This window comes from Sphingomonas sp. Leaf257 (assembly GCF_001422185.1).
GTDB classification, from domain to species: Bacteria; Pseudomonadota; Alphaproteobacteria; order Sphingomonadales; family Sphingomonadaceae; genus Sphingomonas; species Sphingomonas yabuuchiae.
Map to the genome: position 1 here is coordinate 140,962 of NZ_LMMH01000033.1, position 23,727 is coordinate 164,688.

A 23,727-nucleotide genomic window follows, 5' to 3' on the forward strand; every position below is an offset into this window, starting at 1 on the left:
ACCCTAGGCGAAAAAGGCGGGCCGTTTCCGACCCGCCTTTCCGTCCTTGGACGATGGCCGTCCCGATCAGATCAGGACGATGTCGCTCGCCGCAAGATCGACATGGTTGGACAGCGCCGCGAGAATCACGAAGGCTTCCTGGCCGCCGACGCCATCGGGATCGTACAGCAGATGGCCCTTCTTGGCGTTGTAGATCAGATGCTGGTCCGCCGTCATCGCGGCGGCCCCGAAGGTCAGCTCGCTGAAGTCCAGGCGGCCCAGGCCATATTGGGCCAGCGCGGTGAAGACCTTGGTGTCGATCTGCAGCGTATCGATGCCGGTCTCGAAATCCTTGATCTGATCGTGCCCGCCGTCCGGCTTGATGGTCGACAGGATGAAGGTGTCGGCGCCTTCGCCACCGATCAGCACGTTCTTGCCCGCGCCGCCGTTGAGCACGTCGTTGCCGCGCCCGCCGATCAGCAGGTCGTCAGTGGTGCCGCCCAGGATGATGTCGTTGCCGTCGCCACCCGCCAGCTTCAGCGATCCGGTGGCCTTCAGGCTTGACAGGTCGATGACGTCATTGCCTCCCTGGCCCAGGATCTGACCCGACGCGGTTTCGAAATTGACGAAGCTGGCCTTCACCGTGCCGCTCATCACCACATCGAAGTTCAGCGCATCCGTGCCCGCGCCGCCATCGACGCGCTGGACGTTGGTCAGGTCGCCGGTCCAGTTCGCAATGTCGTCACCGGCCCCCAGGCTGACATCGCCCTTGATCGATCCGGCGTTGTTCAGCACGTCATTGCCCGCGTCGGTCGAGACGTTGCCGACGATGCTGCCCTTGTTGGTGATCGTGTCGGCCTTGTCGCCGATGATGGTGATCGCCGCTGCGCCATTACCCGCAACGATCGATCCACCGGCTTCGTTGGTCAGGGCCAGCGCCGCGAAGGCCGCGCCGCCATGGCCATTGTTGACGGTGATCGCGCGTTGCTCGCTGACGATCTGGCCGCTGCTGACGACGGTGCCGCCGCCGATCGCCAGCGCTTCGTTGAAGCCGTCGCCGCCCAGATATTTGCCCACCGCCTGGATCGTGCCTGCATTGGTCAGGTCGATCAGGCCGTCGACGTCGATCCCGTCGCCGTCCTTGGTGGCGGTTGCCGTGCCCGTAATCACGCCATGGGCGGTATTGACGATCTTGGTGACGGTCGAGGACGCGGTGTCCAGATTGATGCCCGAGCCCTGCTTGCCCAGGATCGTGCCGTCATTGGTGATGCCGACCGACTGCGTGCCGGTGATGCCATGACGCGCGCCGATGATCGTGCCGCCCGCATAATTGTCCACCGTCACGCCGATATTGGACTGGGCATCGATGCCGTCATTGCCCGAGGAGCCGCTGGTGCCGTTGCGTGCTTCGATCACACCGGAATTGGCGATCTGCGTATAGGCGCTGGTGCGGATGGCATCGGCGTCGGCGGACTGGATCACGCCGGTCTTGCCGTTGGTGATCTGAACATGGCCCGCTTCGGTGACGCGCACATCGCCCAGATCGATCGCCTGACCGTTCCGGCCACCGGTGCCGGTTGTTTCAAGCCGACCATTGTTGGTGATCGCGATCACGCCGGTGAAAATGGTGCCGCTGTTCGCGGAGGTCAGGCGGATGGTGTCGCCCTGGCTCTTGATGACGCCGTCCTGTGCATTGGTCAGCGTGAATTGGGACAGGTCGCAATATTCCTGGATGTTCACGCCGCGACCACCGGTGGTGCTCATCGTACCGCAATTGTCGACCGTCGCCGAGCCGCCCTTCAGCGTGGTGCGGACCCGGAAGATGTCATCCCCGGCCGTGATCGTACCGGAATTGCAGACCACGATATTCTGGTCGGCGCTGGTCAGGAAGCTGAGGGCGGGGGACCAGAAGGTGTCGATCGCCACGTCGCGCGCCACAATCTCGCCCCTGTTGTTCAGCGTCGCGTCGTTCGACGAACCGATCAGCTTGAAATACACGGCCGTGGAGGTCACCGGCGTGAGCCTGCCCCGCGCGCTGACGGTGTCCGTTTCGCCACCATAGACGAAAAGCGGGGCATACCAGTTTCTGGAAACCGTAAAGTCCGTCATGATCGTTTCTCCCCTGACCCCCCTGTGGGCCGTATGACGGGGCGAGGGCTATGGTGTGTTCACGACGCTTGCAATCATAGTTGCTGAAGGGTGACGGTGCCGAACAGTCCCATGAGTCTCGAATTGAAGCAGCGATGAGTCACTGTCCAATATTGGGATAGGGCGGCGGTTCGTTAGATTTTTGGCGGATTCAACATATTCGTTTGTCTGGCGAAATGAGATTATACACCAGCACGGTGAACTTATCCCTGCTCGACAGAATCGTATCGGCGACATAGGCGGGCGTCATGAGTCCAGCCCCCATTCGCCGTCGTCGCAAGATTGCCTGGCATGACGTTTTCGTCATTGCACTGGCCTATCTGCTGGCGATGCTGATCTTTTTCCGTGTGCCGATCGCCAGCGGCTTCGACCTGGGGTTCGGCGAGCGCGGCGATGCGCTGATCGAGATGACCATCCTCGAACATTGGCGCAATGTCTGGTCGGGGGTGTCGTCATGGAACAGCGGCTTCTACTTCCACCCTTATGGCGGCACGCTGGGCTATAATGACGGCTATTTCCTCTATGGCATCGTCTACAGCCTGTGGCGGCTGGTCGCCGACCCCTTTCACGCCGACACGCTGAACATCCTGACCTTCAAGACGATCGGCTTCTTTGCCGCCTATGCCTTGGTCGCGCGCACCCTGCGCTGGGGGCGGGGGGCGGCTGTCCTGGTCGCGCTGCTCTGGACGATCGCCAGCAACATCCATCTGCAGGCGGTCCATGCCCAGTTGCAGAGTGTCGCGCTGCTACCCCTTGCGATGATGCTGGCGATGGCTTGCGTCCGGGCGGAAGGCGCGGGGCGGCACGGTGCGGCGCGGGTGCGGGCGGTGGGCCTGGCCGCGCTGATGGCGGCGTGGCTGATGACCTCTTACTATATGGCCTGGTTCACCATCTTTTCGGCCTGCCTGTTCCTGCTGTGCTGGGGCGTGATGACCGGGCAGGCACGCCCCGCCGCTGCCTTTGCGCTGATTCGCCGTCATGCCGGGACGATCACGGTCGGCTTCGCGGCCTTTGCCGTCCTGATCCTGCCCTTCCTGATCGTCTATCTGCCCAAGATGCGCGAGACGGGGGGCGAGGGGCTGGAGGACATGCTCGGCTATCTCGTCACCCCGGTCATCGACATGGTGAATGTGGGCCCGGGCAATTATATATGGGGCTGGCTGTTCGCGCCGCTTCATGCGCTGGTCCATCAGCTGCTGCCCGACGATCCCGACCTGCCGCGCCGGGTGCTGGGTGGCGAGCATGAGGCGGGGTTTCCGCTGCTGATGGTCGCGCTGTTGCTGGTCGCGGCCTGGCGGATCGTCGTACGGAAACGGGTGGGCCAGACCGAGGCGCCGGTGACGTTGCGCGCTTTCACCCTGGCCATGATGGTCGCCTGGGTCCTGACCCTGCAATTCTGGTACGCCTCGCCTTGGCTGCTCGTGTTCGAGCTGGTGCCGGGTGCCAAGGGGTTGCGCACCGTCTCCCGCTATCAGCTGTGGCTGGCGCTGCCGTTCCTGCTCATCATCGTAGCGGGCTGGCGGGCGCAGGCGGCGCGGTTGCGGGCGGAGCGCCCGGCCTGGGCGGCGGCGATCGTCGCATTGCTGGTCGCCGAGAATCTCAGCGCCGAGACGCCCGCCCAGCTCAGCCGTGCCGTGCATCGTGCCGCCCTGTCCGCGATCCCGCGGCCGCCGCGCGACTGCCGCGTATTCTACGTCACCGCGTCGCGGGTGACCGAGCCGCTCTATATCAGCGAGGAACTGCACAAGCTCTATCCGCACAATGTCGACGGCATGTTCCTGGCCGAGCTGTGGCGGGTGCCGACGATCAATGGCTTCTCGACCTTCAATCCGCCCGACTGGCGCTTCGGTGATCCACTGGCGGCGGATTATGATGCACGGGTGGCGGCCTATGCGCGACGGCACGGGCTACGCGACGTCTGTGGGCTGGATGTGCGACGGGCTCGGCCCTGGGCACGGCTTGGGGGTACATCCGGCGCGTGACGTACGCAGCAAAGATTCATTACAGAGGATATATGTGATGTAATAACATGTCTATTATATCCTGTCCTGCGTGTCGCCGGCCTTGCGCTCGCGCCGCAAAGCCCGAGGCGTCTTTGGCGGACAGGAAAGGAAGGCAGAATGTTTACGGACGACATGGTGCACAAGGCGCTTCAGACCTGGTGCGACAATGTGGTGGCGGTCGGCCAGGTCCATGCCGAGGGCGGTGATGTCCAGGCCTTTGCGACCCAGGTACTGACCGACAATTACGATTACGACAGGGGGCAAGTCCTCTTCAAACCGACGCTGACCTATGGCGCGCAGACCTTCCGACCCACCAAGGAAGGTGCTTTATCCTATTTCGTCGGCGGGAATGACGAGTTTCCCGACGACAAGGGTTTCAAGCTCAAGCCTTGGGTGAAGGTGTGGTATAACAAGCTGGACTATATCCTCCATGGCGATCTGGCGATCGTGCAATGCAACGTCCATTTCATCGGCGGTGATGATAGTCATATCTTCGTGAACAAGAGCTTCGTGTTCAAGCAATGCTCGGACGGCAAGGTGCGGATCATCCTGCATCAGTCGTCGCTTCCCTATCAGCCCTGATCCTGAAGGCGACCCATGGGGGTGCGATACGGCGCGTCGCATCCCCGCGTCAGACCGTCGCCGAGGTTCTTTGCAAGAATGGCACCCACGCGAATCGACCATGTTCTGACGATCAGCGGTGACCGTCTCTGGCTCGATCGGATCGCCCGCCCGCAGACTGCGCTGGCGATCTGGTGGCGCGGCGTTCCCGAACCGCTTCGATCGCTTCTCGCGAAGCTCGACCTGGCCACCATCGAGGATCTTTCCGTCACGGTCGAAGCCGGTCACTCGCTGGAGGCGGCCTTGCGCGGGGCGGGATATCCGCAAACGGTGCTGGCCCCACTGGCGGAGGATATCGATCTGCTCGTCCGGCGTCATGCGGCGCTGACCGGGGAGGATCGATTGCAGGTCGGACTGGGAGTGGTCGGTGCCGGTTCGGATACGTGCTTCGGTGCGGATTGCGGCACTCTGCGTCTGTCATGCACCTATGTCGGTGCCGGAGAGCAATGGTGCTGCGCGGATGGACGGGATGCCATTTGGGAGGTGCCGACAGGCGCGGTCGCCATATGGAAGGGCCGCGATCTGCTGGACCCACCGCGCATCGTTCGCCGCGCGCCGCCGATTTCGGCCAATGCCGGACGTCGCCTCGTGCTGGCGATCGATCCGCCATCCTGTTGAAGGCGCGCTGCGGTTCGGCACCAAAAGAAAAGGGCGACCCCCGAAGGGGCCGCCCTTAACTTTAGCTCGCCAAGCGAACGGGTGCGAAAGGTTGCCCTTTCGCAGTCCGATTACTTGAGCTCGACGGTCGCGCCGGCTTCTTCGAGCTGCTTCTTGATCTTCTCGGCCTCGTCCTTGGCAATGCCTTCCTTGACGGGCTTCGGAGCGCCTTCGACCAGCGCCTTGGCTTCGGTCAGGCCCAGGCCGGTGATCGCGCGGACTTCCTTGATGACGTTGATCTTCTTGCCACCGTCGCCGGTGAGGATCACGTCAAATTCGGTCTTCTCTTCAGCGGCCGGAGCAGCAGCGCCGCCAGCAGCAGGAGCCGCGGCAACAGCAGCGGCGGCCGAGACGCCCCATTTCTCTTCGAGCATCTTCGAGAGCTCAGCGGCCTCGAGGACGGTCAGCTCGCTCAGCTGGTCAACCAGCGCGTTCAGGTCTGCCATGTTCTTATCTCCAATACGGGCCGGATGAAGTGGCCCGAGTGTGTCAGTTCAATCGTGTTCGCCCGAAGATCAGGCGGCTTCCTTGTCCTTGTCGGCATAAGCCGCGAGGACGCGGGCGATCTGCGCCGCGGGAGCCTGGGTGATGGTGGCCAGCTTGGTCGCCGGAGCGACGATAAGACCAACCAGCTTCGCCCGGAGCTCGTCCAGCGAGGGCAGAGTCGCCAGCGCCTGCACGCCTGCGACATCAAGGACGTTCGCACCCATCGATCCGCCGACGATCTCGAACTTGTCGGTCGTCTTGGCGAAGTCCACGGCCACCTTGGCGGCGGCCACGGGATCGATCGAGCTGGCAATGCCGACGGGACCCGTCAGCATGTCAGCGACACCGGCATAGTCGGTGCCCTGGGCTGCGATCTTGGCAAGCCGGTTCTTCGAGACCTTGTAGGTCGCGCCGGCTTCCCGCATCTTCGTGCGCAGGGCCGTCGACTGGGCGACGGTCATGCCGTGGTTGCGGGTGATGACCACCACGCCAACCTCGTTGAAGTTGCGGTTCAGTTCGGCGACGGCCTGGCTCTTTTGATCGCGATCCATGCCATTCTCCATGGTTGGAACGACCGCGAACGGTCATCCCGGTTGCTTGACCGGGGGGTGAAACCACCCCTCGGGGTGTCCAGCGATGGGGAATGGGCAACCGACGCGTGAGAAACGCGGGGCAGACCGGACGGGACCAGCGAGTGGCACGACCGGCAAAATCCTTTTCCCCGTCTCGGCAGGAGATTAAGCCAGGGCATATTCCCCGGCACCTGCTGTCTTGGACGGAATCCGAACGGGCAAGCCCATCCGGATGCGGGGCTGCCCCTACGAGGATCGAGGACGCGAGTCAAGCAATCCCGTCGCATGACGTCCGTGTCATGTCATAGTCATGCATTGGTCACCGACATGACGCCGAAATGAAGCGTGCATGACTTGGTTCGGCGGCAAAGCGCCCCTGCTTACCGCAGCGCTTCCCGCGCGGTACCGGGGGAAATTCCATGTCGGATATCAACAACATGGTCGCCTATGACGATGGCGACATCGATACCAACCGCTCCGCCAACGCGCATATGAGCGACCTGATCGCCACCCGCCTGTCGCGCCGCCAGACGCTGCGCCATGGTGTGTCGGCGATGACCACCGCGCTGTTCGGCGGCGCGCTGCTGGCCGGTTGCGACGACGAGAATCCGCAGGCGGTCACCGCCACGGCGGCGGGCAGCACCGCCAGCGTCGCGGCGGGCCGTCCCGTCACGCTGACCGGCACCGTCGGCAGCGGCCAGGTCGCCAATGTGAACTGGAGCCAGACGGCAGGCCCGTCGGTCACGCTGACCAACGCCAACCAGCTGGTCGCCTCGTTCCGCGCACCCGCCGTGGCGACCGCGACGCAGCTGGCGTTCAAGCTGGAGATCACCAGCCGTGACGGTCTGGTCACCAACAACACGGTGACGGTCACCGTCACGCCGATCACGCTCGACTTCACCGCCGTGCCGCACAGCCTGGCCGATATCGTGACCGTCCCCTCGGGCTATAGCGTGACCGTGCTCTATCGCCTGGGCGATCCGATCAGCAGCGCCGTCCCGGCCTATGCCAATAACGGCAACGACACCAATTTCGCACAGCGCGCGGGCGACCATCATGACGGCATGAGCTATTTCGGCCTGTCCTCGTCCGGCGCCAATCCGGACCCGAACAGCAGCACGCGCGGCCTGCTGGTCCTCAATCACGAGAACATCACCCAGCTCTATCTCCACGCCAACGGTCCGACGCCCAGCCCGCGTCCCGAATCCGAGGCGATCAAGGAGATCGAGTGCCACGGCGTCTCGGTGGTCGAGGTCACCCGCGCCAACGGCACCTGGACCTATGTCCAGAGCTCGTCGCTGAACCGTCGCATCACGCCCAACACGCCGATGGCGTTCAGCGGCCCGGTCAAGGGCAATGCCTGGCTGAAGACCGCCTATTCGGCCGACGGCACCATGGGTCGCGGCACGATCAACAACTGCGCCAACGGCACGATGGCGTGGAACACGTACCTGACCAACGAAGAGAATTGGGCGGGTTATTTCCGCCGCACCGCCGGTGACGCAGCGGTCCGCACCGCGACCACGGCCAGGCAGAATGTCTCGCTGGCCCGCTATGGCATCAGCGAGGGGCGCTCGGGCAATTATGGCTGGACCACGGTCACGCCGTCGGATGCGTCGAGCACCGTCTTCCGCCGTTGGAACGCGACCGCCAATGCCGCGCTGGCCGCCGATGGCACCGCCGACTTCCGGCACGAGCCGTTCCAGTTCGGCTGGGTGGTCGAGATCGATCCGTTCAACCCGAATTCGACCCCGCGCAAGCGCACCGCGCTGGGCCGCATGAATCACGAAGGCTGCCAGAGCGGCCGGATGATCGCGGGCGTCCGCCCCGCCTTCTACATGGGCGACGACGCGCAGAACGAATATATCTACAAGTTCGTCTCGACGACGCCGTGGAATGCCTCGGATGCCAGCGCCAGCGATCGCCTGGCGGTCGGTGACAAGTATCTGGACAACGGCACGCTCTATGTCGCGAAATTCAACGCGGACGGCACCGGCCAGTGGATGCCGCTGGTCTTCGGTCAGAACGGGCTGAACGCCTCGAACAGCGTCTATCCCTTCGCGGATCAGGCCGATGTCCTGATCAACACCCGTCTGGCCGCCGACGTGCTGGGCGCCACCAAAATGGACCGGCCGGAATGGACCGCCGTCAATCCGGCGACCGGCGAGATGTATTGCACGCTGACCAACAACGCCTCGCGCAAGCCGGTGGCCTCGGGCAATCAGACCGGCGTCGATGCGGCCAACCCGCGTTCCTATGTCGATGCGCCCTCGACTTCGGTCGGCAACCGCAACGGCCATATCATCCGTATCCGCGAGACCAACGACACGACCGAGGCGACCAGCTTCACCTGGGACGTCTATGCCTTCGGTGCGGGGGCGGACCTGGATCCGACCAACATCAACCTGTCGGGGCTGGATGCGACCAACGACTTCTCGTCGCCCGACGGCCTGTGGTTCAGCCTGCCGAGCAATGTCGCCGGGCAAGCGACGCCGGTGATGTGGATCCAGACCGATGACGGCGCCTTCACCGACGTCACCAACTGCATGATGCTGGCCGCGATCCCCGGCCGGGTCGGCGATGGCGGCACCCGCTCGGTGACGAGCAGCGCGGGCGGATCGAGCGCGACCGTCACCACGCGGATCGGCAAGGCGCCCGGCGTGACGCTGAAGCGCTTCCTGGTCGGCCCGAAGCAGTGCGAGATCACCGGCATCCACTCGACGCCGGACGGCACCTCGGTGTTCGTCAACATCCAGCATCCGGGCGAGGACGCCAGCACCCCGTCCGCGCCGACCAGCAACTGGCCGGACAGCCAGGGTGGTTCGGCCTCGGCGACCATCCGCCCGCGCTCGGCCACCATCGTCATCACCAAGAATGACGGCGGCGTGGTCGCGATCTGATCGCTTGATCGCATCGTGAGCCCGGAGGGGGCGGGAAGGTCATTGCCTTCCCGCCCCCTTTGCCGTTCAACGCCGCTCTTGAAAGGAATGGGCATGACGACGACACGGCGCGAGGTGGTGGTTGGCGCAGCGGTGATGGGGCTGGGCGCGGCTGTCCCGGCCGTGGCCCGGGTGCCGGGGCGCGACCGGCTGATCGCGGGCACCTATGCCAATGAGGGTGGCAAGGGGCTCTATCCGATCGTCGATGGGCGCGTCGGACAGCCGGTGTCGGGGATCGTCAACGCCTCATACGGCGTGGGCGGCGGGCCGGACGGCACCTTCTATCTGCTGCGCGAACAGGCGGATGGCCGCGTGAGCGGCTATGGCCCGGACTGGACCGCGCGGGGCGGTGCTTCGACCGGCGGCGCGGACCCGTGTCATGTCGCGATCGACCGGGCTTCGGCCTGCCTCGCCGTCGCCAATTATTCCAGCGGCTCGGTCGCCTTCTATCGGCTCGACCGTCGAACCGGCGCGACCGGCCCGGCCCAGGTCTTCCAGCACAACGGTCACGGCCCCGACACCGAGCGTCAGGCCGGGCCGCACGCGCATTGGGTGGGGTTCAGCCCCGACCGGCGCTGGCTGCATGCGATCGATCTGGGGACGGATGCGATCTTCGCCTATCGCTTCGACCCCGTCGCACGCACACTGGCCGAGCCGGTGGTCGCATGGTCCGCGCCAGCCGGGGCAGGCCCACGCCACATGGTCCGCCATCCGACCCTGCCGCGCGCCTATCTCGCCTGTGAGTTGACGCCGAAGCTGTTCGTCCTCGACACACTGCCCGATGGGCGTTTTCGTGACGCAGGCGAGCACGCGCTGCTCCCCGAGGGCATGAAGGGGCCGTCCTATGCCGCGCATATCGCGATCGATCGGGCGGGGCGGACGCTCTATGTCTCCAATCGCGGCGCGAACAGCATCACGGTCTTCGCGCTGGATGCGAAGGGCGAGCCCCAGCTGGTGCAGCACGTCCCGACCGGCGGAAACTGGCCCCGCTTCTTCCTGCTGCGCGAGGGGCGGGGGGAGATGCTGGTGGCGAACGAGCGTTCGGGCACGGTCGACGCCTTCCGTATCGGTCGGGACGGCCACCTGACCGCAATCGGCCGGAGCATCGCCATTCCGGGCGTGGTGTTCCTGGCCGAGGTCTGAGACGCCCGGACCTCACGACCGTCCGCTCCCCTCCCGTAAACGGAGGGGATGGGGGAGGGTAATGTGGCTCACCGAGACCATCGCTTGCGGCTCAGCCCCCACCCCAAACCCAGTTTCAGGTAAGCGATGCCCCACATCGTTTAGGTCATGCCGGGGGCATGACCGACCTGAACCCCCCCGCCGGGAGGAGGGGCTTCGCGCCAAGTTTCGCGGGTATCGCATTACGTTGTTGACGGTGGCCAGGCGTGCGGTCCGCGGCTAATCCCGAACCTTTCCATCCGAAGCAGCCGAAGATTTCATGCGCTTTTTCCAACCCTTGCTCGCCGGAGCAACCCTGTCCGGCCGTCTGCTCGCCTGTGTCGGGGCGGTCATCGGGATCGCGCTGACCATCATTGTCTGTGGCGGCCTGCCGCCGCTCGGTCCCGACCTGCCGATCATCGTCGCGCCCTTGGGGGCCTCGGCGGTGCTCGTCTTCGCCGTGCCCGCCAGTCCGCTGGCCCAGCCTTGGTCGGTGGTCGGGGGCAATGTCCTGTCGACGCTGGTCGGGGTAGCGATGTTTCAGGCGATCCCGTCGCTGCCCTTGGCAGCCGGATGCGCGGTCGGGGGTGCGATCCTGGTCATGTCGCTGGCGCGCTGCCTGCATCCGCCGGGCGGCGCGGCGGCGCTGACCGCCGTGATCGGGAGCCAGGGTATTCATGCGGCGGGCTTTTCCTTCGCCTTTGCGCCGGTCGCGATCAACTCGATCGCGCTGGTGGCGCTCGGCATGTTCTTCCACCGCGCGACGGGGCGAAGCTATCCGCACGAACCCGCGCTCGCCCCGCCAGTCGGCGACGCCTCGCGCATCCGGCCGGAGGATATCGACGCTGCGCTGGAGAATATGCACGAGAGCTTCGACATCGCGCGCGAGGACCTGGATATGCTGCTCGCCCATGCCGAACGCCATGCACGGGCGAGGGGTAGGAATGCACGTGGCGGGTGACGGGCGTGGCCTTAGACTTCGCTCAGGCTGAACGGAGGGGGATCAAGGCCCAGCATCCGTTCACGCTGAGCGAAGTCGAAGCGCACGCCCGGACCCGGCGGCTGGGCTCATGCCACACATGAAAAAGCCCGCCCCTCGGCCTGAGGGGCGGGCCTTTCCCATCACATGATCGAGGCGATCAGCGATACTTGCCGGTGAACGACACGCCGATGATGCGCGGTTCGTTGAACACGGCCGCCATATAATTCTCGATCACGCCCTTGAGGTTCTTCTCGTTCGTGATGTTGCGGGCGAAGACCGACAGGCTCCAGTCGTCGTTCGGCGCGGAATAGCCGATGCTCAGGCCGCCCTCGAAATTGCCGTTCGAGGTGAACTCCTTGGTCCGGTACAGGACGAAGTTCGTGTACCCTTGCAGGTTCCAGTCGGTCGCGATGAACGCCTTGCCGCCATCCGCCAGCGGCATGTCATACTTGGCCGCCAGATTGACGTTATACTCGGGCGCGTTGGGCAGCGGGTTGCCGTCGATCTGCGCGAAGAAGGCGGGGGCGCCGAACACCGTGCGGGTGACATATGGGTCGAGCACGGTGCAGACCTGCACGCCGTTCAGACCGCAGGTCTGGGCGAACACGCGCTTGTCGCGGATTTCCGAGTGCAGCAGGCTGACACCCGCTGACAGCGCCAGGTTGCGCACCGGCAACCATTGCGCATCGGCTTCCATGCCGTAGGCGACCGCCTTGTCGGCGTTGAACAGGACGCCATTGCCGTCCGAGTCATTGCCGTTCAGCTGGATGCCCTTCACGCGGTAGGCAAAGGCGGCGGCGTTCAGGCGCAGCGTATTGTCGAACAGCTTCGACTTGAAACCGGTCTCGAACGACAGGTTGGTTTCCGAGTTCGCGGTGGTGAAGTCCGAATTGAATACCGCCGAGCGACCCTGGATGGTCGGGCCACGGAAGCCCTGTGCCGCGCGGACATAGACGTTCAGGTTCGGATTGACCTCATACATGGCCGACAGATCCCAGCTGGGCTGGGTGTCCGACAGGCGCACGTCACGGCGACCGAGATAGCGCACGCCGTTATCCGGACGACCCGGCGCCTTGAGCAGCTGGGTGCGCTTGGTGTCCTCGCTGATCCGGCCACCGGCGGTCAGGGTCAGGCGGTCGGTCGCCTGATAGCTGACCTGCCCGAACACGCCCCATGAGGTGTTGACGTTGTGCAGGCGGACCCAGTTGTCCGGGTTGTTGGTGTTCGGGTTGCCCGGTGCCGCCGGATTATAGGCGGGCAGCAGGAAGAAGCGGCGCTGATAGAAGTCGGTGACGTCGCGGCTGTCGAAATAGATGCCGCCGACCTGCCACTTGAACGCGCCGGTCCCGGTCGAGGCCAGGCGGACTTCCTGCGTCCACTGGTCGAGACCCCGGACCTGCCCCTGGCTCAAGCCATAGCCGTTGGGCTGGCCATTGAACGGGAAGTTCGCGGCCGCGCCGCCATCGGTGTCGCCCTTGCTGAAACCGGCCGTGGTTTCATAGGCGGTGATCGAGGTCAGCTCGGCCGGCCCCAAATCCCAGGCGGCGCGCAGCGAGGCGCCTTGCGTATCATAGGACTGCGGATTGCCCTGACCCTCGTCATAGGCGACGCGGTCGCGCGGTTCGGCCGATACGTCGTGCGAACCCTTCTTCAGCGCGCCGCGATGGAACAGCGTCGAAGTACCGTCATACCAGCGGGCATGGCCCGACAGGTTGAACGACAGCGTATCGGTCGGCGTCAGGAGCAGCTGAAGGCGCACGTCGCGCTCGGTGAAGCCGCCCATGGCGTTGTTCTTCGGGGTCAGCGTGCCGTCCAGGCTGGTGCCCGCATAGCTATTGTCGACCCAGTTGTCGCGGTGCTGTACCAGCGCCGACAGGCGGAAGGCCAGCACGTCGCGGATCAGCGGGCCGCCGACACCGGCATCCATGCTGATCGTGTTGTAGCTGCCGATCGAGGCGGTCGCGCGGCTCTGGAAGCTCTGCGTCGGCTTGATCGTGTCGAACTTGATGATACCCGCGGTCGTGTTGCGACCGAACAGCGAACCCTGCGGCCCGCGCAGGACCTCGACCTGGTCGACGTCGAAGATCGGGTTCGACTTCAAGGCGACATGCTCCAGGACCACATCGTCCTGGATGATCGATACGGGCTGCGACGCGCCCAGATAGAAGTCGATATTGCCGAGACCGCGAATGTAGAAGCGCGGGAAGATACGGCCGGTGGTCGTCTCGGCATACAGGCCGGGCACGCGGCCCGACAGCGCCAGTATGTCCTCACCACCCTGCTGGAAGGTGCGCAGGTTCGACCCGCTGACCACGCCGACCGACACCGGCACGCGGTTCAGGCTTTCCGAACGACGCTCGGCGGTGACGACGACGTCGCCCAGGCCCTGCTGCTCGTCCGTTGCGGCGGTCGTGGCCGTACCCTGATCGGCGGCAGCTTGCGCCATGGCCGGCACGGCCGCCAGCGTTCCCCACGCAGCGCCCAGCAGCGCCGCGGTCTTGATAACCGATTTCATATAGTCCCCACGCTCCGGCGGGCGGTTCATGCCGCCCGACTGATTAAATTCTCCCGGTAGGGCGGGCGGTTAGAGGCGCATTATGGCGCTCGCGTGACAGAGGTGGTGCGGAAAAACCACAATGGCTCATGAATTTACGATCGGCCACGGCCATGGCCCGACCGCCATGGCGCGGCCGCTCTGGACCCTGTTGTCACAGAGTTGTAACCCGGTTTTGCTTGACGGAGGGCGTGCGTCTGGTCAGGGGGGCGGCGTTCGTGCCATCCTCGGTTCTTGACCCTTTCACGGTCCGGCGTTGCGTCGTGGCCCGATCGGTCATGGCCTGAAGACGTGCACGTTATCGGATCACTATCGGGGTTTACCGACTGATGTTCGCCTGGTTCCAACGCCTCCTGCCGAAGACGGGAAATTTCTTCGAGCTGTTCGAGGCGCAAGCCGCCACTATCCTTGCGGGGGCCGAAGCCACCGTTCGGCTGTTCGACAGTCAGGGCCACACCGCCGACGAGATCGCCGTCGTCGCCGCGCGCGAGCATGACGCCGACGAGATCACGCGACAGGTGCTGACCTCGGTCCGCTCGACCTTCCTGACGCCGTTCGACCGTGCCTCGATCACCTCGCTGATCGGCTCGCTGGACGATACGATCGACGAGATGAACGCGGCGGCCACCGCGATCGGCCTGTACCGGCTGACCAACTTCGCGCCCGAGATGCGCGAGATGGCGGCGGTCGCGGTCGAGGCGGCCCGGCTGACCGTCGAGGCGATGCCGCTGATGCGCGACGTCGCGCGCAACGGCGACCGCCTTCATGCGCTGACCGAGGAGCTGGTCCGGCTGGAAGGTCGCGCCGACGAGATTCATGCGGCAGGCCTGAAGCGTACGCTGGACGAATGCGGCGAGCGCGACACGCTGCGCTTCGTCATCGAAAAGGAAGTGTACAAGCATCTGGAGCGCATCCTCGACGCGTTCGAGGATGTCGCCGACGAGATCGACGGCATCGTCATCGATCACGCCTGAGGCGCGGATCATGCACGAACTCGCCTTTCCGCTGCTGGCCGGCCTGATCCTGGTCGCGCTGGCCTTCGATTATCTCAACGGCCTGCATGACGCGGCCAATTCGATCGCGACCGTGGTGGCGACGCGGCTGCTGTCGCCGGTCGCGGCGGTGGTGTTCGCGGCGTTCTTCAACTTCGCCGCCTATTTCCTGACCGTCGCCTTCCCCAGCCTGCACAAGGTGGCGGAGACGGTCGGCAAGGGCCTGATCGCCCAGGACGTGGTGACGCCCGCCGTCATCTTCGGCGCGCTGGGCGGGGCGATGGCGTGGAACGTCATCACTTGGCTGCGCGGCATTCCGTCGTCGAGCAGCCATGCGCTGGTCGGTGGGCTGGTCGGTGCGGGCGTCGCCCATGCGGGCATGGGTGCGGTCCAGTGGGCCGGTCTCAACAAGACGCTGCTCGCCATCGTGCTGTCGCCGCTGCTCGGCATGATGCTGGCGATGCTGGTCATGCTGCTGAGCAGCTGGGGCTTACGCCGCTCGACGGCGGGCGGGGCGGAGCGCAGCTTCCGCGCCCTGCACCTCGTCTCGTCGGCCGCCTATTCGCTCAGCCACGGCCTGAACGATGCGCAGAAGACGATGGGGATCATCACCGTCCTCCTCTATTCGACCGGCCGCCTGACCGGCCCGTTCGAGGTGCCACACTGGGTCGCCATCTCCTGCTACGTCGCCATGGCGCTGGGCACGATGACCGGCGGCTGGAAGATCATCGAGACGATGGGCAGCCGCATCACCAAGCTGTCGCAGCATCAGGGGTTCAGCGCCTCTACGGCGGGCTCGATCGTGATCTTCTGCGCTTCCGCGCTGGGTATTCCGGTGTCGACGACGCACACCATCACCGGCTCGATCATCGGCGCGGGCGTCGCCCGGCGCGCCTCGGCGGTGCGCTGGGGCGTGGCGGGCAACGTGGTGATCGCCTGGATCATCACCATTCCGGCCTCCGCCGTGATGGGGGCGGGCTTCTACCTGCTGACCCGGTTGTTCTGATCAAGGGGGAGGGCGAAGGTCCTCCCCTTTTTTCTTCCTGCCGCCGTTCGGCCTGAGCGGTGTCGAAGGGGGCGGTAAGGCCCAGCCCCAAAGCCAGAACGACTACTCCCGCGAAGGCCGGGATCCAGTTGCGGTGCGCCGTCGAGAGCGGGCCGCCATGGCCTCCCACGCAACCGCGCCGTACACTTTCAACAACATGGCAACTGGGCCCCGGCCTTCGCCGGGGAACAGATGAGTATTTAAGTGGGGTGCGGGGAGCGCAACCTCTGCGTCCTCAGCGCCTCTGCGCGAACCGAAATCCCTTGGCCTTCGACTTCGCTCAGGCTCAATGGAGGTAGGGGGCGAGCCTCGATCGGCCCACCCCCTCAAGCCTCACGACCCCGTAACCGGCCCCCCGGCCGCCTGGAACAGGGCGACCGTATCGGTCATCCGCGCTGCCTTGGCCTGGATCAGCTGCGACCGGGCCTGGGCGTCCGTCGCGGTCGCATTCAGCAGTTGCAGCGTCCCCACATCGCCAAGCGCCAGCTGCCGCCGCGCGAAGGTCAGCGCCTGGCCCGCCGCGTTGCTCGCCCGTTGGGCCGCATCCAGCGCCTGAGCATCGGTGGACAGGCCGGTCAGCGAGTCCGCGACATTGCCGAACGCCTGGAGCACCGCCTGGCGATATTGCGCCTTGGCCCCGTCCAGCGCCGCCTCCGCCGCCTTTTGCTGGTGGCGCAGCGCGTTGGCGTGGAACAGCGGCTGGGTAATGCCGCCGAGCAGCGCCCAGAAGGGATTGCCGCTCTTGAACATGTCGCCGAAATTCTGCGCCGAGCCACCGGCATTGGCCGACAGCTGAATGCTGGGCAGGCGGGCGGCGATGGCGGCGCCGACATCGCCGCCGGCACCCTGCAACTGCGCTTCGGCGGCGAGCACGTCGGGGCGGCGATGGACCAGCTCGGACGGCACGATCGCGGGCAGTTCGGTCGGCAGGGTCAGCTGCGACAGTTCGGGCAGCGGCGGCAGCGCCGAACCCGCCGGGCGGCCGATCAGCGTCGCGATGACGGTGCGCTGGGCGGCTTCGGCGCGGACCAGCGGGGGCAGGGCGCCCTCGGCAGTGGCGAGCGCGGCGTGCTGCGTCGCCACGTCGGAGGCACCGACCGCGCCCAGCCGCTGACGCTGTTGCAGCGCGGTCAGGATGTCGCGGTTCACCTGCACGGCGGTCTGCGCGGCGGCGACCTGTTCGGCCAGGCTCGCCCGCTCGATCAGGGCGGTGACGAGGTTCGCCGCCACCGTCATCCGCGCCGCATCCAGCTGATGCCGCTCGACCTCGGCCCGCGCCACGGCCGAGCGGACCTGCGCCCGGTTTCCGCCAAACGCATCGACGTCGTAGGAGACGCTGACCTGCGCGGTATGCAGTGTGTAGAGAAGCTGGTTCTCATCCGCGACCGCCGAAGACAGCGAGTCCGACACGCGATTGCGCTGCGCCTGATAGCTCAGGCTACCCTGCGGAAACAGCAACGAGCCACGCGTCGCCCGCGCCTGTTCCCGTGCCTGCCGCAAAGACGCTTCGGCGACCCCCACATCGTTGTTATGCGCCAGTGCCTCGGCGACCAGCGCGTCGAGCTGGGCATTGCCGAACGCGTGCCACCATTCGGGCGCGACGTTGGCCGACACGGTCTGCGCCGGGCCGGTCGCCGGAGCGATGACCGGCGCCGGGCTCAGCGGCGGCAGGCTGGCATGCGCGTCCAGGTCATGCGGGCCGACCGCGCAGGCCGAGACGCAGGCGAGCAGCGGCAGGGTCAGGAAACGCTTCATGCCGGAACCCCGGATTCAGGAGTGGTGGTATCGTCCTGGTCGTCGACCATCGGATCATGCTTCTTCTTGCGCTGCGACAGCGGCAGGCGGGTCGAATAGCGGCTGATCAGCACCGGCAGGACCAGCAGGATCAGCACGGGCGCGAGCGTCATGCCGCCGACCACGACCAGCGCGAGGGGCTTCTGCACCTGGCTGCCGATCCCGTGCGAGAGGGCGGCGGGCAGCAGGCCGATCGCGGCGACCAGACAGGTCATGACGACGGGGCGCAGGCTGTTCTTGACGGTGGTGGCCAGCGCATTTTCGCGCGGGGCGCCTTCGTCGATGGCGTTGTTGAAGGTGGTGACGACGAGGATGCCGTCCATCACCGCGATGCCGAACAAGGCCACGAAGCCGATCGCCGCCGAGATGCTGAACGCCGTGCCGGTCAGGGCCAGCGCCAGCACGCCGCCCACGACCGCCATCGGGATCGCCGAGAAGGCGAGCAGGCTGTCGCGCATCGAGCCGAAATTCGCATAGAGCAGCAGCAGGATGAGCACGAGGCTGATCGGCACCACGATCTCCAGACGGGCGATCGCGTTCTTCAGGTTGTCGAGCTCGCCCGCCCATTCCAGATGATAGCCCGGCGGCAGCTGGACATTCTGGTTGATCCGCGCGCGCGCTTCCTCGACCGCGCCGCCCAGATCGCGGCCCCGCACCGAGAATTTGATCGGCACGTAGCGCTCCTGATGCTCGCGATAGATGAACGAGGCGCCGCTGGTCAGCTTGACGTTGGCGACCTCGGACAGGGGCACCTGGATAGTCCCGTTGCCGTCGGGCGACGGCGCGCCGATGGTGATGTTGCGCACCGATTCCAGCGAGTCGCGCTGGGTCGGCTGCAACCGCACGATGATCGGGAAGTGGCGGTCGGTGCCGGGTTCGTACAGGTCGGCGGACGACTGGCCACCGATGGCGGCGGCCACCGTCTGGTTGATGTCGTCGGGCGTCAGGCCATAGCGGGCGGCCTTGGCGCGATCGACGTCGATCCGCACGGTCGGCTGGCCCAGGATTTCGAACACGCCGAGATCCTCGATGCCCTTCACCTTGGCCATCTGCGCCTTGATCTGGTTGGCCAGCTTTTCCAGCGTGACCAGATCGGGGCCGAACAGCTTGATCGAATTGGCACCCTTCACGCCCGAGGCGGCTTCCTCGACATTGTCCTCGATGATCTGCGAGAAGGAGAAGTCGACGCCGGGATATTTCTTGGCGAGCCGGGTCGACAGTTCGTCGATCAGCTTCTCCTTGGTCATACCGCTCGGCCAGGTGTCGAAGGGCTTGAGCGGCACGAAGAACTCGACATTGAAGAAGCCGGTCGCGTCGGTGCCGTCGTCCGGGCGGCCATGGGCGGACAGGACCGCCGTGGTCTCCGGATAGCTGGCGATGATCTTGCGCACCTCGTTGGTCACCTTCTCGCCCGCCTCCAGGCTGATCGAGGAGGGGAGGGTGGCGCGGATGTACATGTTTCCTTCTTCGAGGTGCGGCAGGAACTCGATGCCGAGCGAGCGCACGCCGACGACTGCCAGGACCATCATCAATGCCGCGCCGCCGAGCGTCACGACCTTGTTGCGCAGCGCGAAGGATGCGGCGGGTTCATAGACCGCACGCAGCTTGCCGACGATGAAGGTTTCGGTTTCGGCCAGCTTGTCCGGCAGCAGCAGCGTCGAGAGCACCGGCGCGACGGTGAAGGTCGCCAGCAGGCCGCCGCTGATCGCATAGGCATAGGTCTTGGCCATCGGGCCGAAGATGTGGCCTTCCACCCCGGTCAGGGTGAACAGCGGCAGGAAGCTGGCGATGATGATCGCGGCGGCGAAGAAGATGCCGCGGCTGACCTCGCTGGAGGCGCCCAGCACCGCGCCGAAGCGGCTGGCCAGGGTGTAGCGGCCCTGACCGTTCTCCACGGCGGCGGAGCGTTCGACCATGTGGCGGAAGATATTCTCCACCATGATGACGCAGGCATCGACGACGAGGCCGAAGTCCAGCGCACCCACCGACAGCAGGTTCGCACTTTCCCCCTGGAGCACCAGGATCAGGATGGCGAAGGCCAGCGCGAAGGGGATGGTCGCCGCCACGATGATCGCCGAGCGCAGATTGCCGAGGAACAGCCACTGGAGCGCGAAGATCAGGAGGATGCCGACCACCATGTTTTCCATGACGGTATGGATGGTCAGGTTGATCAGGTCGGAGCGGTCGTAGATCCGCTCCAGATGGACGCCGGGGGGCAGCACGCCGCTGTCGTTGATGTTGGCGACCTCGGCCTGCACGGCCTTGATCGTCGGCATCGACTGGGCGCCGCGCTGCATCAGGACGATGCCCTGCACGATGTCGTCGTCGTTATTGTACCCGGCAATGCCCATGCGCGGCGCGTTGCCGACCTTGACGGTCGCCACGTCCTTGATCAGCACGGGCGCACCGCCCGCCTCGCCGACCAGCACGTTCTGGATCGCGTCGGGCGACTGGATCAGGCCGATGCCGCGCACGATCGCGGCCTGTTCGCCGAAGTTGATCGTCTGGCCGCCGACATTGCCGTCGCTCTTGGACAGCGCCGCCAGCACCTGCGCCACGGTGACGCCGTGGGCGTTCAGCCGGTTCTGGTCGATCACCACGTCATAGGCGCGCAGCTTGCCGCCCCAGCCCGTCACGTCGATCACGCCCGGAATCCGCTTGAACCGGCGCTGGAGCACCCAGTCCTGCAGCGTTTTCAGGTCCATCACCGAATAGCCCTTGGGCGCAGAGATGCGATAGCGATAGATTTCGCCCACCGGCGAGGTCGGCGACAGCGTCGGCTGCGCGCCACCGGCCAGCGGCGGCAGCTGCGACAGGCGGTTGATGACCTGCTGGCGCGCCTGCTCGTTGGTATAGTCGTAGGTGAACTGGATCTTGATGTCCGACAGGCCGAACAGGCTGATCGCGCGGATCGCGGTCAGATGTGGGATGCCCGCCATCTGTACCTCGATCGGGATGGTGACGTTGCGCTCCATCTCCTCGGCGGACAGGCCTTGGGTCTGGGTGATGACCTCGACCATCGGCGGGACGGGATCGGGATAGGCTTCGATGTTGAGGTTGATGAAGCCGATGACGCCAGCGACGATCATCGCGAAGAACAGGCCGACGATCAGCAGTCGCTGACGCAGCGCAAAGTCGACGATGCGGTTCATTATTCGCCGATCCCCGCTTCGTTGACGAACAGCGCGCCCGAGGTGACGATCTTCTCGCCCGGCTTCAGGCCGGAGGTGATGGTGACCAGGCCGTTCGCCGAGTCGCCGGTCTGCACATCGCGCGCGACCAGCAGGCCGTCGGGGCGCATGATCCAGACACGGGCATTGTCGCCTTCATGGATGACGGCGGCGGCGGGTACGCGGATCGCCTCGCCCGCGTTCAGATGCTTGATCGCGAAGCTGGCGAACATCTGCGGCTTCAGCGCCTTGTCCGGGTTGGGGATGGAGGCGCGGACGGGCAGGCGGTGGGTCTGCGGGTCGAGCGCGGCACCGACCAGATCGATGGTGGCGTGGAAGACGCGGCCGGGCACGGCAGGCGTCGTCACTTCGACCGGATCGCCGACGCGGACATTCTCGGCATCGCTCTCGGCCACCTGCGCGACCAGCCAGACGCGCGAGGGGTCGGTGATGGTCATCACCGGCTTGTCGCCGCCCTGCGAGACATATTGGCCCGGCGCGACATCGCGCGAGGCGACGACGCCGCTGATCGGGGCGACCAGCGTGGTGATGTCGTGAATGCCCAAGCCCTGGCCCGCATTCTCCAGCCGGTTGATCTCGCCCTGCGACTTGCCGAGAATCGCCAGCTTGTCACGCGCGGCACCCAGCGAGGCGGCGGCGGTGCGCGCAGTCGCCTGCGCGGCGGCGAGATCGGCCTTGGCCTGCTGATAATCCTTCAGCGCGCCACCGGCGGTCTCATAGATTTGCTGCTGGCGGTCGGCGTTGCGCTGCGCCGCGACCAGCTGCGCCTGCGCATTCTGGTAGGCCGCGCGCGCCGAGAACAGGCCCGAGCGGGCATCGACGAAATCGCTGGTCTTGATCAGCAACAGCGGCTGGCCCTGGCGCACCGTCTGGCCCGCATCGGCCAGCACGCGCACCACCTGACCGGCATAGGGCATCAGCACCGGGGTCGAGCGGGTCGCATCGACGGTGATCGCGCCGGTCGCCATCGTCTGGTCGCCCGACGCGCCCAGCCCGACGCGCATCGTCGGCATCGCCGCCAGCTGGTCCTTCGACAGGCGCAGCGTGCCCGGCGGCGGCGGGGCGGGGGGCGTCTCTTCCTTGTGCGTCAGCTTGCCGATGACCGTGAACAGGACCAGCGCCCCAATCAGGACGGCGGCGGCGATGCCGACCCAGCGCCATTGCTGCGCGGAGGACAGGCGGCGGGTCTCGGGTAGCGTTGCGTCGGCGGGGTTGACGTGCATCGGGCTCTTTCGGCGCAAGAAGGCAGATATTAGCCTGGCCGATAGGGGCCGCCCTCTGACCCGGCCCTTACGGGTTCCTTACGAGACGTTCATGATCAGGCGCGGCCGGATCGTCCGAAAATCCACGAAAATTGCCCGAAGCGCCTGATTTCAAGACCTTGGCTGGAGGCTTGTCGATATGACCGCCCTGTCACCCGTCAGGAACAAAAGTCACGGTTCGTCGTTGAAAACAAACGGCTCGACATAAGGGAGGGTATAAGATGGCCAGTCACATGCCGCCGCCACGGATTTCTGACATGCCGCGCGAGCAGCGTCTGGACGCGCTCTATCGTCGTGCGGCCGAGGATCGCGCCCGGTACATGGCGATGCGTACCCGCAAGCCCGGCCTGCTCGACCGGCTGCTTCACATGTTCTGATCGATTTGCGTCGCGTGCGTCAGGGGGAGGTACGACGGACGCGACGACGGGGAATGGCCCGTGGGCGCAGACGCTTTTCGCGACGCATGTCACTGTGACCCAGCGCCATCATGATGATGACCAGCGAAGACAGCGCCGACACGGTCAACCAGATTTCCACCAGCGCACCCGCCATGCCGTCTCCCCATGCTCCGAACCGCGCCAACGCATCTGCTTCCGATCCGATCCCTTCACGCGCCGCAATATCCTTTGGTCCCGCCCGGACCGCTGCGATATAGCTGCCCGTCATGATCCGATCCGATCGCCGATCCTGGCCGCTGGCCATCTGGCTGGCCCTGCTCTCCGGTTATGTCGATGCGATCGGATTTCAGCAGCTTGGCGGCTATTTCGTTTCCTTCATGAGCGGCAACGGCACGATGCTCGCGGTCCGGTTGGCCGCACCGCACGGACCCTTGGCGGGTGCGGTCGCGATATTGGCGATGCTGTTGGCGCTGTTCGTCGCGGGCGTGCTGGTCGGTACGCTGATCCGACTGGCGCTGCCGCGCATCGGGCAGGTCGCAGTGCTGCTGCTGGTCGCCTTGCTGCTGAGCGGCGTCGCGCTACTGGGCGGATGGACCGCGCCCGCCATGGTGCTGGCGATGGGGGCGACCAACGCCACCTTCGAGCGCGATGGCGAGGTCAGCATCGGCGTCACCTATATGACCGGCACGCTGGTCAAGATCGGCCAGCATCTGGCGCACACCGTCGCGGGGCGGGAGCGTTGGGGCTGGTTGCTCTATCTGCTGCTCTGGTCCGGATTTCTGGTCGGTGCCGGTCTGGGGGCGCTGGCCTTTCCGCTCTGGGGACTGGCCTCGCTGGCGGCGGCGGTGGCGGGCGCACTGATCGCGGCGGGGGCGGCCTGGCGGCTCTGTCCGGCGGTCTGACGCACGCGGACACGGGCTCGCCGCCTTTTTGGTCGACCCGA

18 protein-coding genes are annotated in these 23,727 nt (G+C 65.8%); 10 read left to right on the forward strand and 8 right to left on the reverse strand.

What is annotated here, in order from left to right:
• Positions 1–66: 66 nt before the first annotated feature.
• Complete coding sequence (locus ASF14_RS15090; protein ID WP_056436780.1) at positions 67–2,088, reverse strand: calcium-binding protein; 2,022 nt, start codon at positions 2,086–2,088, stop codon at positions 67–69.
• Between the two features lie 287 nt (positions 2,089–2,375).
• Between ASF14_RS15090 and ASF14_RS15095 the strand changes: the two genes are divergently transcribed.
• The 3 genes from ASF14_RS15095 to ASF14_RS15105 all read left to right on the forward strand — a co-directional run bounded on the left by ASF14_RS15095 (position 2,376) and on the right by ASF14_RS15105 (position 5,369).
• Positions 2,376–4,109 (forward strand): hypothetical protein, encoded by a 1,734-nt coding sequence (locus ASF14_RS15095; protein ID WP_236697092.1) that lies wholly within the window; start codon positions 2,376–2,378, stop codon positions 4,107–4,109.
• A 138-nt stretch (positions 4,110–4,247) separates the two neighbouring features.
• Positions 4,248–4,712, forward strand: a complete 465-nt coding sequence (locus ASF14_RS15100) for a hypothetical protein (protein WP_056436783.1) — start codon at positions 4,248–4,250, stop codon at positions 4,710–4,712.
• 78 nt (positions 4,713–4,790) lie between these two features.
• Positions 4,791–5,369 (forward strand): DUF1826 domain-containing protein, encoded by a 579-nt coding sequence (locus tag ASF14_RS15105; protein WP_056436786.1) that lies wholly within the window; start codon positions 4,791–4,793, stop codon positions 5,367–5,369.
• A gap of 110 nt (positions 5,370–5,479) precedes the next feature.
• Here the strand turns inward: ASF14_RS15105 and rplL are convergent, their stop codons facing one another.
• Together rplL and rplJ are read right to left on the reverse strand one after the other, a co-directional pair.
• Entirely contained in the window at positions 5,480–5,854 is a 375-nt protein-coding gene (rplL, locus tag ASF14_RS15110; protein WP_007403895.1) for a 50S ribosomal protein L7/L12, read from the reverse strand.
• 69 nt (positions 5,855–5,923) lie between these two features.
• The gene (rplJ, locus tag ASF14_RS15115) at positions 5,924–6,445 is read right to left on the reverse strand and encodes a 50S ribosomal protein L10 (protein WP_056437177.1); all 522 of its coding nucleotides are present in this window, start codon (positions 6,443–6,445) and stop codon (positions 5,924–5,926) included.
• A gap of 440 nt (positions 6,446–6,885) precedes the next feature.
• Between rplJ and ASF14_RS15120 the strand changes: the two genes are divergently transcribed.
• From ASF14_RS15120 to ASF14_RS15130, 3 genes are all read left to right on the forward strand, one after another.
• Positions 6,886–9,366: a PhoX family protein gene (locus ASF14_RS15120; protein WP_056436789.1), complete on the forward strand. Its 2,481-nt coding sequence runs from the start codon at positions 6,886–6,888 to the stop codon at positions 9,364–9,366.
• Between the two features lie 93 nt (positions 9,367–9,459).
• Positions 9,460–10,548: a lactonase family protein gene (locus ASF14_RS15125; protein WP_236697093.1), complete on the forward strand. Its 1,089-nt coding sequence runs from the start codon at positions 9,460–9,462 to the stop codon at positions 10,546–10,548.
• Positions 10,549–10,846: 298 nt separating this feature from the next.
• Positions 10,847–11,527 carry an HPP family protein gene (locus tag ASF14_RS15130; RefSeq protein WP_056436795.1) on the forward strand — a complete coding sequence of 227 codons (681 nt, stop codon included), beginning with the start codon at positions 10,847–10,849 and terminating at the stop codon, positions 11,525–11,527.
• A gap of 178 nt (positions 11,528–11,705) precedes the next feature.
• Here the strand turns inward: ASF14_RS15130 and ASF14_RS15135 are convergent, their stop codons facing one another.
• The gene (locus tag ASF14_RS15135) at positions 11,706–14,063 is read right to left on the reverse strand and encodes a TonB-dependent receptor (RefSeq protein WP_056436798.1); all 2,358 of its coding nucleotides are present in this window, start codon (positions 14,061–14,063) and stop codon (positions 11,706–11,708) included.
• Between the two features lie 368 nt (positions 14,064–14,431).
• Here ASF14_RS15135 and ASF14_RS15140 point away from each other — a divergent pair, with 368 nt between their 5' ends.
• Positions 14,432–15,076, forward strand: coding sequence for a DUF47 domain-containing protein (locus ASF14_RS15140; RefSeq protein ID WP_042483828.1), 645 nt, complete (start codon positions 14,432–14,434; stop codon positions 15,074–15,076).
• 10 nt (positions 15,077–15,086) lie between these two features.
• Entirely contained in the window at positions 15,087–16,100 is a 1,014-nt protein-coding gene (locus ASF14_RS15145) for an inorganic phosphate transporter (RefSeq protein WP_056436801.1), read from the forward strand.
• A 372-nt stretch (positions 16,101–16,472) separates the two neighbouring features.
• On the opposite strand, the gene ASF14_RS15150 is transcribed toward ASF14_RS15145, so the two are convergent.
• From ASF14_RS15150 to ASF14_RS15160, 3 genes are read right to left on the reverse strand one after another with little or no spacing between them, the layout of a single operon-like run.
• Positions 16,473–17,894 (reverse strand): efflux transporter outer membrane subunit, encoded by a 1,422-nt coding sequence (locus ASF14_RS15150; protein ID WP_056436805.1) that lies wholly within the window; start codon positions 17,892–17,894, stop codon positions 16,473–16,475.
• Positions 17,891–21,085 (reverse strand): efflux RND transporter permease subunit, encoded by a 3,195-nt coding sequence (locus ASF14_RS15155; RefSeq protein WP_056436807.1) that lies wholly within the window; start codon positions 21,083–21,085, stop codon positions 17,891–17,893. Before ASF14_RS15155 ends, ASF14_RS15150 begins: the two co-directional genes overlap by 4 nt.
• Entirely contained in the window at positions 21,085–22,347 is a 1,263-nt protein-coding gene (locus tag ASF14_RS15160) for an efflux RND transporter periplasmic adaptor subunit (protein ID WP_056436810.1), read from the reverse strand. The genes ASF14_RS15155 and ASF14_RS15160 overlap by 1 nt, the downstream gene beginning before the upstream one ends.
• A 260-nt stretch (positions 22,348–22,607) precedes the next feature.
• Between ASF14_RS15160 and ASF14_RS21615 the strand changes: the two genes are divergently transcribed.
• Positions 22,608–22,763, forward strand: a complete 156-nt coding sequence (locus ASF14_RS21615) for a hypothetical protein (protein ID WP_156361224.1) — start codon at positions 22,608–22,610, stop codon at positions 22,761–22,763.
• Between the two features lie 19 nt (positions 22,764–22,782).
• On the opposite strand, the gene ASF14_RS15165 is transcribed toward ASF14_RS21615, so the two are convergent.
• A complete protein-coding gene (locus tag ASF14_RS15165; RefSeq protein ID WP_156361225.1) occupies positions 22,783–23,052 on the reverse strand; it encodes a hypothetical protein in 270 nt (89 codons plus the stop codon).
• On the opposite strand from ASF14_RS15165, the gene ASF14_RS15170 reads away from it, so the two are divergent.
• Entirely contained in the window at positions 23,051–23,686 is a 636-nt protein-coding gene (locus ASF14_RS15170) for a YoaK family protein (RefSeq protein ID WP_056436817.1), read from the forward strand. The two genes, ASF14_RS15165 and ASF14_RS15170, sit on opposite strands and share 2 nt — an antisense overlap.
• Positions 23,687–23,727 lie beyond the last annotated feature (41 nt).